11 protein-coding genes are annotated in these 12,434 nt (G+C 63.9%); 5 read left to right on the top strand and 6 right to left on the bottom strand.

Annotated features, from left to right (window positions below):
- The first annotated feature begins 103 nt into the window (after positions 1 to 103).
- Together NKI25_RS30450 and NKI25_RS30455 are read left to right on the top strand one after the other, a co-directional pair.
- Positions 104 to 1,390, top strand: a complete 1,287-nt coding sequence (locus NKI25_RS30450; protein WP_353000208.1) for an NAD(P)/FAD-dependent oxidoreductase — start codon at positions 104 to 106, stop codon at positions 1,388 to 1,390.
- 259 nt (positions 1,391 to 1,649) lie between these two features.
- The gene (locus NKI25_RS30455) at positions 1,650 to 2,450 is read left to right on the top strand and encodes an SH3 domain-containing protein (protein ID WP_352756663.1); all 801 of its coding nucleotides are present in this window, start codon (positions 1,650 to 1,652) and stop codon (positions 2,448 to 2,450) included.
- A gap of 63 nt (positions 2,451 to 2,513) precedes the next feature.
- Here NKI25_RS30455 and NKI25_RS30460 read toward each other — a convergent pair whose 3' ends face one another.
- Positions 2,514 to 3,260, bottom strand: a complete 747-nt coding sequence (locus NKI25_RS30460; protein ID WP_352756661.1) for an SDR family oxidoreductase — start codon at positions 3,258 to 3,260, stop codon at positions 2,514 to 2,516.
- Positions 3,261 to 3,534: 274 nt separating this feature from the next.
- Here NKI25_RS30460 and zwf point away from each other — a divergent pair, with 274 nt between their 5' ends.
- The 3 genes from zwf to edd all read left to right on the top strand — a co-directional run bounded on the left by zwf (position 3,535) and on the right by edd (position 7,596).
- Complete coding sequence (gene zwf / locus NKI25_RS30465) at positions 3,535 to 5,004, top strand: glucose-6-phosphate dehydrogenase (RefSeq protein ID WP_023677437.1); 1,470 nt, start codon at positions 3,535 to 3,537, stop codon at positions 5,002 to 5,004.
- Entirely contained in the window at positions 4,986 to 5,699 is a 714-nt protein-coding gene (gene pgl / locus NKI25_RS30470) for a 6-phosphogluconolactonase (RefSeq protein WP_023677436.1), read from the top strand. Before zwf ends, pgl begins: the two co-directional genes overlap by 19 nt.
- A 73-nt stretch (positions 5,700 to 5,772) precedes the next feature.
- A complete protein-coding gene (gene edd / locus NKI25_RS30475; protein WP_023677435.1) occupies positions 5,773 to 7,596 on the top strand; it encodes a phosphogluconate dehydratase in 1,824 nt (607 codons plus the stop codon).
- A gap of 45 nt (positions 7,597 to 7,641) precedes the next feature.
- Here edd and NKI25_RS30480 read toward each other — a convergent pair whose 3' ends face one another.
- The 5 genes from NKI25_RS30480 to NKI25_RS30500 form a co-directional block, all read right to left on the bottom strand.
- Positions 7,642 to 9,309, bottom strand: coding sequence for a vWA domain-containing protein (locus NKI25_RS30480; RefSeq protein ID WP_353000210.1), 1,668 nt, complete (start codon positions 9,307 to 9,309; stop codon positions 7,642 to 7,644).
- A gap of 112 nt (positions 9,310 to 9,421) precedes the next feature.
- Positions 9,422 to 10,420: a GlxA family transcriptional regulator gene (locus NKI25_RS30485; RefSeq protein WP_023677433.1), complete on the bottom strand. Its 999-nt coding sequence runs from the start codon at positions 10,418 to 10,420 to the stop codon at positions 9,422 to 9,424.
- Between the two features lie 16 nt (positions 10,421 to 10,436).
- Complete coding sequence (gene folD / locus NKI25_RS30490; protein ID WP_023677432.1) at positions 10,437 to 11,336, bottom strand: bifunctional methylenetetrahydrofolate dehydrogenase/methenyltetrahydrofolate cyclohydrolase FolD; 900 nt, start codon at positions 11,334 to 11,336, stop codon at positions 10,437 to 10,439.
- Between the two features lie 37 nt (positions 11,337 to 11,373).
- A complete protein-coding gene (locus NKI25_RS30495) occupies positions 11,374 to 11,508 on the bottom strand; it encodes a hypothetical protein (protein ID WP_023677431.1) in 135 nt (44 codons plus the stop codon).
- A gap of 36 nt (positions 11,509 to 11,544) precedes the next feature.
- Complete coding sequence (locus tag NKI25_RS30500; protein ID WP_352589252.1) at positions 11,545 to 12,282, bottom strand: hypothetical protein; 738 nt, start codon at positions 12,280 to 12,282, stop codon at positions 11,545 to 11,547.
- Positions 12,283 to 12,434: the final 152 nt, after the last annotated feature.

A 12,434-nucleotide genomic window follows, 5' to 3' on the forward strand; every position in this document is an offset into this window, starting at 1 on the left:
ATGTAAGCCCGATAGTCAGATCGTTCGAACGGTGTATCTTCCCCACTCCCCCACTGTCATAGAGCCCTACTGCCCTACTGCCCTACTGCCCTAGCCGAGCATCATGACTTACCAATCCCCAATCTCCCCCGGCCGCTCCTGGTACGAAGACACGGCCGGGCCAAGGCCCGAATATCCGGCGCTCGACGGCGACCGGACATGCGATGTCGTGACTGTCGGCGGCGGCTTTACCGGTCTGTCGGCGGCGGCTCATCTCGCCAAGACAGGCGCGGATGTCGTGCTTATCGAAACGCATCGTTTCGGTGACGGCGCATCGGGCCGCAATGGTGGCCAGCTCGGCACCGGACAACGGGCCTGGGCAGAGGAACTGGAAGCGGAATACGGCTTTTCCCGCGCCAAGGCGCTGTTCGACCTGGCCGAAGAGGCCAAGGCGCATCTGCTCGACTTTGCCGCGATGCACCAGATCGAGATCGACTATATGCCCGGCCAGATGTCGGTGGCGCACAAGAAGCGCTATGTCGACGACTACAAGGCGCATGCCGACATCATGGCGAGCCGATTCGGCTATCCGCACATCTCATTCATGGATGCCGCGGAGACAGCCGAGCGGCTGGGCTCGACGCATTATTTCGGCGGCACCCGCGACACCGGCACCGGCCACATCCATCCGCTGAAACTGGTCATCGGCACCGCAAAGGTGGCGGCAGAGGCCGGCGCAAAGCTATTCGAGCAGACGCCGTCGACCGGCATCACCTCCGGCGGCGGCAAGGTGAGGGTTGTGACGCCGAAGGGCACGATCGCCGCCGCTAAATGCCTGATCGGGGTCAATGCCTATGGCGGCACGCTCGAACCGGTGAGTGCCGCGCATATTATGCCGATCGGCTCCTTCATCGGCGCGACGGTGCCGCTGGGAGCCGATTCCAAAGTGTTGCCGGGTGGCGAGGCGGTCGATGATTCGCGCTTCGTCGTGCGCTATTTCCGCAAATCGAAGGACGGGCGGCTGCTGTTTGGCGGGCGCGAGATCTATGCGGTCAATGATCCCAAGGACATCCACATCCACATCCGCCGGCAGATCGCCGAAATCTATCCGGCACTGAAGGACGTCGAGATCACGCATGGCTGGGGCGGCTATGTCGGCATCACCGTGCCGAGAAAGCCGTTCGTGCGCGAAGTGATGCCCAATGTGACCTCGATCGGCGGTTATTCCGGCCACGGCGTCATGCTGTCGAACTTTTTCGGCAAGCTTTATGCCGAGACGGTCGCCGGCAACCGCGACCGGCTGAAGCTGATCGAGGACCTGAAAATTCCACCCTTCCCCGGCGGCCGGCGTTTGCGCGCGCCACTGCTCTTTCTTGCGCTCAACTGGTACGCGTTGCGGGACAGGATTTAACCAGACGTTGCAGAATCCTTAACCAGGGCGCAGAATCCCCGCCAAGGGCGCAGTGATGCCACAATCGCGGGCGAAAGATGATGCTCGTGGGCAGCTGAACGGGGAATTTTTGCGGGCCTGCCCGCTTTTGGTTTGGGACCGATGCCGATCGAAATGCCGGCTCTCCGGCATGGGTCGTAAGAACATCGGCCCGCAAATGGAGGTGGCAAGTGTGAGAGAGCCCTTCAGTTTCGGCGCGCCGGAACGACGGCGCCTTGCGATGCAATTCGGTTACGATATGCGGCCGACGTTCTGGCACGGGGTCCGGTCGAACGCGCATCTGGTGATAGCCGCGCTTGGCACGGCCGCACTGCTCGGCGTTGCCGCGGTGGCACTGTGGCTGGCATTGCCGGCAAATGAGCGACAAGCGGCCGCAAGTCCTGAGCAGATCGTTCCGACCATCCCGGTCAAGACGACGAAGATCATGCCTGCCAAGGTTGCTGCGGCGCCGCGGACGACGGGCAAGGCAGATGCGGTTTCCCCAGCGGTGGCCGCAGCGGAAGCCGAGATACCAGCGCTGGCTCCCAACGATCCGCGCTGGACGGGGCCAAAGACGGCATCGGCCGCCGCCACGGCAGCATCCGACCAGCTGGCAAGCCAGACCGAGCAGGCGGCCGATAAATCGTCTGCTTCGGTGGCATTCGCCGACCCGGCAGCAAAACCCGACGCTGCGGCATTGTTTGCCAAGGTCGCGGCTCCCGGCAGCTCGACGAAAAACAGCGGACCCGATGGCGCGCAGACCGCCGCCATCCCCACGCCCAAGCCGCAACTGCCGACGCAGACCGCGAGCGAAGACGACAACAGCACCAAGGCAAAATCCGGAAGAGCCAATACTGCCGGTACCGGACGCATCCTGAGATCCGTCACCATGCGCACCGGCCCAAAAAAGAATGCGGCCGCCATTCTCACCGTGCCGGCCAAGACATCGGTGCAAGTGATGAGCTGCAAGCAATGGTGCCAGATCGTCTACAACGGCAAGCGCGGCTGGATCTACAAGAGCTACGTCAAAACCGGGGCGTAGGGCCGGCAGAGCGATTGCGGGTCGCTCGCCATCAGCCGGTCCTCCGCCGGATAACCGGACCGTTCAAATACAACGCCCGCCGTCGACTTCCAGCGCCACGCCGGTGATGAAAGCCGCCTCGTCCGAAGCGAGCCAAAGCGCGGCATTGGCTATGTCGAGCGGCGTCGAAAGCCGGCCGAGCGGGATCGACGCGCGGAACTTCTCGCGGATCTCGGGTGTGTCGGCGCCCATGAATTTCGCGAGCATGCCGGTCTCACCAGCAACTGGGCAGAGGCAGTTGACGCGGATGTTCTTCGGCGCGAGTTCCACCGCCATCGATTTGGTCGCGGTGATCGCCCAGCCCTTCGATGCATTGTACCAGGTGAGGCCGGGCCGCGGTCTGATACCGGCCGTGGAGGCCGTCGTCAGGATGACGCCACCGGCTTGCCGTTCCATGACCGGCACCACTGCAAGCGCTGCGTGGTAGATCGCCTTCATGTTGACTGATGTGATCAGGTCGAAGGTCGCTTCGTCGACTTCCAGCATGTCACCGTTGCGATGGGTGTAACCGGCATTGTTGACCATGATGTCGATGCGGCCGAAGGCGCTCATTGCGGCATGGACCATGTCGTCGAATTCGGACCGCAGCGAAACGTCGGTCTGGGTCCAGATCGCCTTTTCGCCGATCTCGCCGGCAACGCGCTCTGCGCCCTTGGCGTTCAGATCGGCGACGACTACCCGCGCGCCCTCCTCGGCAAAGCGCCTGGCCATGCCCTCGCCAAAACCCGAGGCAGCGCCAGTGATGATGGCGACTTTGTTTTGCAGGCGCATGCTTTTCTCACTCATCGTTGAAGACGATCGAAAACGCGTTTGGCGATGGCCATCGAAAGATGTGCGTCCATCGACGATTTCTCCTTTGGCTTTCGCTGCCATCCGGCTCTATGCTGCAACTGCGAACGCCCCCGGAAGCATCGCTTGCCGACAAGCCTCCGGCCAGCGCCGGTGTCAAGAGCACACGCGGATGTGACGCAATGGCACTGGCAAGTTTAAATCGATTAGATTATATCAGCCGCGTTATCGCGACCGGCGTCACAGCGGACAGACCATGACCAGCCAGATCATTCCCGTCGACCCTTTCGACTTCATCATTTTCGGCGGCACCGGCGACCTGTCGGAACGCAAGCTTCTGCCGTCGCTATACTACCGCCAGCGCGACCACCAGTTTTCCGAGCCGACGCGCATCATCGGCACATCGCGTTCGAAGATGACAGACGAGGAGTTCCAGTCTTTCGCCAGGCAGGCGATTGCCGACCACGTGAAGCCGGAAGATATCGACGCCACGGAACTGAAGACGTTCCTCGCACGGCTTTCCTATGTCCCGGCAGATGCAACCACAGGTGCCGGCTTCGACAGGCTGAAGAAGGCGATCGGCGACAGCGAACACATCCGCGCTTTCTATCTGGCGGTGGCGCCGGCACTGTTCGGCGACATCTCGCACAAGCTGAAGGAGCACGGGCTGATCACGCCGAATTCGCGCATCGTGCTGGAAAAGCCGATCGGCCGCGATCTAGCTTCGGCGCGCGCGCTCAACGACCTGGTCGGCGACGACTTCCATGAAAGCCAGATTTTCCGCATCGATCACTATCTCGGCAAGGAGACGGTCCAGAATTTGATGGCGCTGCGCTTTGCCAACGCGCTCTACGAGCCGCTTTGGAATTCCGCCAATGTCGATCATGTGCAGATCACCGTGGCCGAGACAGTCGGCCTGGAAGACCGCGTCACTTATTACGACAAGGCCGGCGCATTGCGCGACATGGTGCAGAACCACATGCTGCAACTGCTCTGCCTCGTCGCCATGGAGGCGCCGTCGTCGATGGACGCCGATGCCGTCCGTGACGAAAAGCTGAAGGTGCTGCGGGCGCTGAAGCGCATCAACGGCAACGAAGCGCCGAAGCACACGGTGCGCGGACAATACCGTGCCGGCGCCTCGGCCGGCGGGCCGGTGAAAGGCTATGTCGAGGAGCTCGGCAAGTACAGCAACACCGAGACTTTCGTTGCGCTCAAAGCCGAGATCGGCAACTGGCGCTGGGCGGGCGTGCCGTTCTATCTCCGGACCGGCAAGCGGCTGGCGACGCGCGTTTCGGAGATCGTCATCGAATTCAAGCCGATCCCGCATTCGATCTTCGGCGAGAGCGCCGGGCCGATCTCCGCCAACCAGCTGGTCATCAGGCTGCAGCCCGACGAGGGCGTCAAGCAGTTCATCATGATCAAGGATCCGGGGCCGGGCGGCATGCGGCTGCGCCAGATTCCGCTCGACATGAGTTTTGCGCAATCCTTCGACGGCCGCGCCCCCGATGCCTATGAGCGGCTGATCATGGACGTCATCCGTGGCAACCAGACGCTGTTCATGCGCCGCGACGAGGTCGAGGCGGCGTGGAAATGGATCGACCCGATCCAGGACGCCTGGGAAAGCGGCAGGCAAGAGGCGCAAGGCTACACCGCCGGCACATGGGGCCCCTCGGCCTCGATTGCGCTGATCGAACGCGACGGGCGGACATGGCACGAGAGCAATTAGGCGGCGCCTACAACTGGCACGAATTTGCCGGACGCCAGGAGTTGGCGACAGCGCTTGCCGGCCACGTCGCCGGCCGTCTCTCAAAGGCGATCGCCGAGCGCGGCATGGCGCTGCTTGCGGTCTCGGGCGGCACGACGCCGGCGAAATTCTTCGCGGCGCTTTCGACCGTTCCGATCGCCTGGGAAAAGGTGACGATAACATTGGTCGACGAGCGCTTCGTGCCGCCCTCATCGCCGCGCTCCAATGCCGGCCTGGTTGCCGCCAACCTGCTGCAGAACGCGGCCGCCGCCGCGAATTTCGTGCCGCTCTACCACGCCGCGGCAACGATCGAGGGTGCAGCGGTCTCCGACAGTGAGGCGCTGCAAGTGCTGCCCTGGCCACTCGACGTTGTTGTGCTCGGCATGGGAACTGATGGCCACACCGCCTCGTTCTTTCCGGATGCCGACAACCTGGCAAGATTGCTCGATCCGTCGTCGCAAAAGATCGTGCTTCCGGTTCACGCGGCAAGCGCCGGCGAGCCACGGCTGACGCTATCACTGGCGCGGATCATCAATGCCGCCTTCATCGCGCTGCATATCGAGGGCGCGGAAAAACGCACCGCATTCGAGGCCGCGCTTGGAACTGGAGCACGAAAGCCCATTCGCGCCGTGCTCGATGCCACTCAAAAGCCCGTAGAGGTTTTCTGGGCACCCTGATCTCAACTTGGCTGCAGGTCCCGGCAATAGCCGGAAGGTGTTTGCGGGACCTCGCCTGAAAGGACCGACCGCCATGACCGCAAGACGCGATATCGAAGCCATCACCCAGCGCATCCGTGAGCGCTCCAAGCCCGGTCGCGAGGCCTATCTCGGCCGCATCGCCGAAGCCTCGAACCGCACCGCCAACCGGGCCGTGCTGTCCTGCGGCAACCTGGCCCATGGCTTTGCCGTCTGCAGCCCTTCCGAAAAGGTAGCGCTTGGCGGGGACCGGGTGCCGAATCTCGGCATTATCACCTCCTATAACGATATGCTGTCGGCACATCAGCCTTTCGAGACGTTTCCGGCGCTGATCAAGGATGCGGCGCGCGAGGCCGGCGGCATCGCCCAGGTGGCCGGCGGCGTGCCGGCGATGTGTGACGGCGTCACCCAGGGCCAGCCCGGAATGGAGCTGTCGCTGTTCTCGCGCGACGTGATCGCCATGGCCGCGGCAATCGGCCTGTCGCACAACATGTTCGATGCCGCCGTCTATCTCGGCGTCTGCGACAAAATCGTGCCCGGGCTGGTGATCGCGGCGCTGACCTTCGGCCATCTGCCGGCGGTCTTCATCCCGGCCGGGCCCATGACGACCGGCATTCCGAACGACGAAAAGGCCAAGATCCGCCAGCTCTATGCCGAGGGCAAGGCCGGGCGGGCCGAACTGCTCGAAGCCGAATCAAAATCCTATCACGGGCCGGGAACCTGCACTTTCTACGGTACCGCCAATTCCAACCAGATGCTGATGGAGATCATGGGCCTGCACACGCCTGGCGCTTCCTTCGTCAATCCCGGCACGCCGCTGCGCGACGCGCTGACCAGGGAAGCGACGAAGCGGGCGCTGGCGATCACCGCGCTCGGCAACGCCTACACGCCGGTCGGACGGATGATCGACGAGCGCTCGATCGTCAACGGCATCGTCGGCCTGCACGCCACCGGCGGTTCGACCAACCACACCATCCACCTGATCGCCATGGCAGCGGCGGCCGGCATCGCCACTACCTGGCAGGATATTTCCGACATCTCGGAAGCCGTGCCGCTGCTGGCGCGAGTCTATCCGAACGGCCTTGCCGATGTGAACCACTTCCACGCCGCCGGCGGGCTCGGCTTCCTGATCCGCGAACTGCTCGACGCAGGCATCCTGCACGAGGATGTGCAGACGGTGTGGGGCGAAGGGCTGCGCCCCTACGCGGTCGAGGCCAAGCTCGGTGCGGACGGCGGCGTCGTGCGCGAGGCTTCGCCGCGCGAGAGCGGGGACGAGAAGGTGCTGGCGCCGTTCAAGAAGGCGTTCCAGCCGAGCGGCGGTCTGAAAGTGCTTTCGGGCAATCTCGGCCACGCCGTCATCAAGACATCGGCGGTCAAGCCGGAGCGGCGCGTCATCGAGGCGCCGGCCAAGGTGTTCGACAGCCAGCAAGGCCTGAACGAGGCGTTCAAGGCGGGGTCGCTGACCGGCGACTTCATCGCCGTCATTCGGTTCCAGGGACCGAAGGCCAACGGCATGCCGGAATTGCACAGGCTGACCACCGTGCTCGGCATCCTGCAGGACCGCGGCCAGCATGTGGCGTTGGTCACCGACGGCCGCATGTCGGGCGCTTCAGGCAAGGTGCCAGCGGCGATCCACGTGACGCCGGAAGCGGCGGAGGACGGGCCTATCGCCAGGATCCATGACGGCGATATCATCAGGCTCGACGCCGAGGCCGGGACGCTGGAGGTACTGGTGCCAGCCGGCGATTTCGCACTGCGCCGCCCCGCGGACAGCGACCTCATAGGCAATGAATTCGGCTTCGGCCGCGAGCTTTTCGCCGGGTTCCGGCAGTTGGTGGGACGCGCCGACCATGGCGCCAGCGCCTTCGGTACGGCATGACTTTTCGACCATGGAAGAGCGGCTGGTGGCCGCTCTCCCTTAGATCTACTGAACGGTCAGCTCGGCTCGCGCGCCGGCCCTGACCGTTACCGTGCCTTCCCTCGAGCTGTTGTCCGATTTCTCCGAAACCACCGCGTAGCCGCCGGCCGACAGGGTGGCTTGATACTTCTGGTCGTAGGCGTAGCCGACCGACTTGCGGGTTCCGTCGATGGCCTTCCTGGCCTCGAATATCTCGATCTTCGAGGCCCCTGGCGCGGTTATCGTCAGCATGCCGGCGTTCATCGCGATCTTCAGATCCTGATGGTCGCCAACCTTGACGCTGAACGGCTGCTCGGCCACCGCAAGGTCGACCGTCGCGACCATTACATAATCGTCGGGCGGCAGATCGAACTTGCTGTCCGGACCGTAGGCATAAGTCACCTCCTGCCTGGTTCCGTCGACGTTCTTTTTCGCCTGGAGCACTTTGAAGCCGACGCCCGAACCCTCGGCCTTGTCGCCGCCGGCAGCATAATAGGCGTTGGCGACGATACTCCCGACGCCGACGATGATGTCCTTGTCGATGACCCTGCCGGCGGCAAGCGGGATCGTCTCGATAACCATGCCCTGGCCGATCGTGACCGTCACCTTCTGGTCACCGGCCGGCAGCACGACTTTCGTGTCACCGTAATAGGTCGGCGGGGTGTCGACGCCGGGATAGCCGATTACGACAGCCGCGCCGTCATCAACGTCCGCTCCTTCGCTTGGCCGCGGGTGGATGACCAGCGTGCCGGCATTCAGGTTGAAGTGCGGTTTGGCGACCTGGCCAGGCTCTATCTTGATCTTCTGTTCGGCCCTGGCCTCGCCGGCACGCGCGACGACGATATAGTCGCCCGGCTCCAGATTGCCCTTGTAGGTGCCATATTCGGTGGTGACGGGATCGCCGCGCGTGCCGTCGGAATTCGCCTTGTAGATCTCCCAGGCGTTGCCGTCGGTGACGGGATCGCCACCCTCGGCAAGCACGACGGTGGGCACGAAATTGGACTCCGCCGGCTGGGCGGGCGCCGGCTGGGGAGCAGGCTGCGGGGCGGGAATCGGTTCAGGGGCGGGTGGCGGAGGCGCAACGGTCTCGACGAGGGCGTCCTGCAATGCGTTTTCATCCGACGCTTCGATATATTTGCCGCCGGTATTGTCGGCGAGGCAACCGACCTGCTTGCCCTCGGCCGCCGTCAGGCCGAAGCCGACGACATTGACGGTGAAGTCGACGCCAGCAGCCTCCAGTTCCTTGCCGAGCGCACAGGGATCGCCGCTACATGTCTCGATGCCATCGGTGATGAGAACGACCGTCGCCTTGTCCTCGGTGTATTTCAATGCTTCCGCCGCTTGCTTGACCGCAGCGGTCAGCGGCGTCTTGCCCTGAAATTTCAAGCTGTCGGCCGCGGCTGAGATCGCACTTGCCGAGCCTGCCTGCGGTGGCACGATGAGTTCGATGTCGTCGCAACTGGCCTTCTCGCGATGGCCATAGGCCATGAAGCCTATTTCCTCCTCGGCCGGGACCGATTGCAGCACGTTCCGCAGTGATTGACGGGCGATTTCGAGCTTGGGCTTGCCGTCGATCTGCGCCCACATCGAGCCGGAGGCATCGAGAATGACGATGACGCGATCGGCGGCGAAGCCGAACCCCGTCGTCCGCAGCAACAGGGCCGCCGCAGCGACGCTCTGCACAAATCCCGCCATCAAAAATCTCCCCCGTCAGTCGCCGCCGCTCGGCGCCGGAAAGCTATTTGACGCCGGGTCGCGACACAAGCCCGGACGGAGTACGAAGCTGCGTCGCCTCTCTGCCAAACCCTCAATAGGCCGTGCGGCGTTCCTCGGAAGGCGGCCGGCCGAATTGCAGCCGGTAGCTCTGGGCAAAATAGGAATGCGAGGTGAAGCCGGTGGCGATTGCCACGTCGAGGATCGGCATGTTGGTCTGGCGCAGCAATTCGCGCGCCCGCTCGAGCCTGAGCCGCATATAATAGCGCCCGGGCGTCACACTGAGATGGCGCAGGAACAGGCGCTCGACCTGGCGCACCGACAGGCCCGCCGACTTGGCGAGCTGCACCGCCGACAGCGGCTCGTCGAGATGGTCGGCCATCAGCTCGACGATGCGGCGCAGCTTCTCCGACTTGCCGGTCAGGTCGCGTTCCGGGCCGACGCGCTGGCGGTCCCCGGCCGAGCGGATGCGCTCATGCTGGAACTGGTTGGCGACGCCATTGGCGAGGCTCGAGCCGAAATCACCGCGCACGATCTCCAGCATCAGGTCGATCGATGTGGTGCCGCCGGCGCAGGTGTAGCGCTTGCGGTCGATCTCGAAGACGTTGCCGGTGCAGTTGATGTCCGGAAAGCGTTCGAGGAAGCCGGCGCGGTTTTCCCAATGGATGGTGCAGCGATAGCCATCGAGCTGGCCTGCTTCGGCAAGCAAATAGGAACCGACCGAAAGCGCGCCGAGCGCATTGCCGCGCCGGCCCCAACTGCGCAGCGCTGCCAGCACCTTGCTCTTGCCGGGAAATTCCGTCGTCAGCCCGACCGAGACGAACAGGATATCGACCGGCGGCAGATCGGCAACCGCGTAGTCGATCTTGAGCGGCAGGCCGTTGGACGCCATGACGGCGTCGCCGTCGGCCGACACCGTAGTCCAGCCATAGAAATCGCGGCCGAGCAGCCGGTTCGCCGACCGGAACGTGTCGATTGCCGCGGCCAGCGAGAACATGGAGAACTTGTCGACCAACAGAAACCCGAACTGCCGCCCGCCCTGAACGGGATCATTGGTGACCGGCCGTTCTAAGGGAACAGTGAGGTTCGGCAAGGACGCTGCTTTCTGGTCAGAAGGAAGGCCGTTTCAATCCGGCTGCGAGATAGGCGGAAGCTAGCGTGTTGGCCATCAGCATGGCAATGGTCATCGGTCCGACGCCGCCAGGCACCGGCGTGATGGCGCCGGCCGCCTTCGCTGCTTCGGCAAAGGCGACGTCGCCGACGAGGCGCGTCTTGCCTTCGCCCTTTTCAGGTGCGGCGACGCGGTTGATGCCGACATCGATGACGGTGGCGCCAGGCTTGACCCAGTCGCCGCGGACCATTTCAGACCGGCCGACGGCGGCGACCAGAATATCGGCGGTGCGGGCAAGCGCCGGCAGGTCCCTGGTCCGGCTGTGTGCGATGGTGACGGTGCAGTTGGCGGCAAGCAGAAGATTGGCCATCGGTTTGCCGACGATGTTCGAACGCCCGACGACGACCGCATTGAGACCGGACAGGTCCTTGCCGCGCACGCGTTCGATCAGCAGCATCGAGCCGGCCGGCGTGCAAGGCACGAAGGCGGTCTCGAGTTCGCCGGTGCCGAGCTTGCCGACATTGATGAAGTGGAAGCCGTCGACATCCTTCTCCGGCGCGATGGTCTGGATGATCTTGCCGGAATCGATATGGCCGGGAAGCGGAAGCTGCACGAGGATGCCGTTGATGGCCGGATCGGCGTTGAGCTGGCCGATGATCTTCAACAGGTCCGGCTCGGAGGTTTCGGCCGGCAGCGTGTGCTGAACCGAATGGAAGCCGCATTCCTTGGCGGTGCGGGATTTGGAGGCGACATAGACCTGGCTCGCCGGATCCTCGCCGACGATGACCACGGCGAGACCGGGCTGCCGTCCGCCCTTTTCCGCCAGTTCGGCGGTCAGGGCCTTGACCCGCCGCACCACGTCTTCGGCGACGCTTTTTCCGTCAATCAACTCAGCCATGAACCACCCTCGACGCCTATCGCGCAAGCCTGCCGCGTTAAAACATCCATGCGGCGCGCTCCAGATATCTTTTATGCAGGCCGTTGCCCAGAACCATGCGCTGCGGGCGGACATGCAGCGCGGCATTTTCACGAAAATCGAGCCGGGCAATCCCGTCAATGCGCCGTCCCATGCCGTTAACTCGAAACCGGCATGTTTTATTCGACGCTCAGAAATAGCGGCGGCGCGCGCGGTTTTCGGTGAGCTCGCGAACGACCTCGCGGAATTCGCGCAGGCTGGCGCGGATTTCCTCGATCTGGCTTTGCTGATCGGCGGCTTCCGAGGCCTGATTTGCCTTCCTCGACCAGGCCTGAGTACGGGCCGAATGCGGCGGCGGGGGTTGCTGCGGATAAGGTGCCCGACCGGCATAGAACGGCTGCGGGTGGAACGCAGGCGGCATCGCTGCGGTGGAATTTGTCGCGGCGGAAGTCTCACCGGACGCCATCTCCTCCGGCGCTCTGCCAGGCACGAGCCGGCGCAGCGCCGACAACACGGCACCGATCGCGCCTGGACGTTTGGTGCGCGCGACCTCGACCGACGGAGCGGCAGGCGGTGCTGCCCGGTACGCGGCGCGATCGGCGGAACCGGCATCGGGGCCGCCATGGGAGCCAGCGGGGTCGAAAAACCCATCGGCAGCTGCAGCCTCTTCCATCAGTATGGTGCCGCCCTTTGGCTCATCAGGATCGGGCTGGCTTATGCCGGCGGCTGCCAACAGGATCGGACTGGCACACGCTTCGCGGCGCGAGCGGGCAAGACGATGGCGTGTGGCGGCATCCTCGCGCCATGACGGGCCTGCGCGGTCCTCTAGCAAAACCAGCGATGCTTCGTCCTCGCCGCGCACCGCCTCGACGAGCGACAGCAAGGACTGCTCGTTCCTCCAGTGTTCACGATTTTTCCTATAAGCCATGGTTTCTGGAGCCTTCCCCTCGGGCTGGGACCTAGCGACCGCCACTGGTTAGGCGATGCTAAACAGGCATAGGAAATAAAAGGTTAATTTGGTCGCCGCGCGGCTGCGCGACTACATGCGCATCCAACCGCAAGGTCGGGGTTTCCGCCTGA

This window comes from Mesorhizobium sp. M0808 (genome assembly GCF_040320025.1).
Taxonomy (GTDB): Bacteria; Pseudomonadota; Alphaproteobacteria; order Rhizobiales; family Rhizobiaceae; genus Mesorhizobium.

What these genes read in the sequence shown, in the direction of transcription:
- zwf (WP_023677437.1), top strand. Translation starts at nt 3,535, where the DNA reads ATGACCAGCCAGATCATTCCCGTCGACCCTTTCGACTTCATCATTTTC.
- NKI25_RS30500 (WP_352589252.1), bottom strand. Translation starts at nt 12,282, where the DNA reads ATGGCTTATAGGAAAAATCGTGAACACTGGAGGAACGAGCAGTCCTTG.
- NKI25_RS30480 (WP_353000210.1), bottom strand. Translation starts at nt 9,309, where the DNA reads ATGGCGGGATTTGTGCAGAGCGTCGCTGCGGCGGCCCTGTTGCTGCGG.
- folD (WP_023677432.1), bottom strand. Translation starts at nt 11,336, where the DNA reads ATGGCTGAGTTGATTGACGGAAAAAGCGTCGCCGAAGACGTGGTGCGG.
- NKI25_RS30450 (WP_353000208.1), top strand. Translation starts at nt 104, where the DNA reads ATGACTTACCAATCCCCAATCTCCCCCGGCCGCTCCTGGTACGAAGAC.
- NKI25_RS30455 (WP_352756663.1), top strand. Translation starts at nt 1,650, where the DNA reads ATGCAATTCGGTTACGATATGCGGCCGACGTTCTGGCACGGGGTCCGG.
- edd (WP_023677435.1), top strand. Translation starts at nt 5,773, where the DNA reads ATGACCGCAAGACGCGATATCGAAGCCATCACCCAGCGCATCCGTGAG.
- pgl (WP_023677436.1), top strand. Translation starts at nt 4,986, where the DNA reads ATGGCACGAGAGCAATTAGGCGGCGCCTACAACTGGCACGAATTTGCC.
- NKI25_RS30460 (WP_352756661.1), bottom strand. Translation starts at nt 3,260, where the DNA reads ATGCGCCTGCAAAACAAAGTCGCCATCATCACTGGCGCTGCCTCGGGT.
- NKI25_RS30495 (WP_023677431.1), bottom strand. Translation starts at nt 11,508, where the DNA reads ATGGGACGGCGCATTGACGGGATTGCCCGGCTCGATTTTCGTGAAAAT.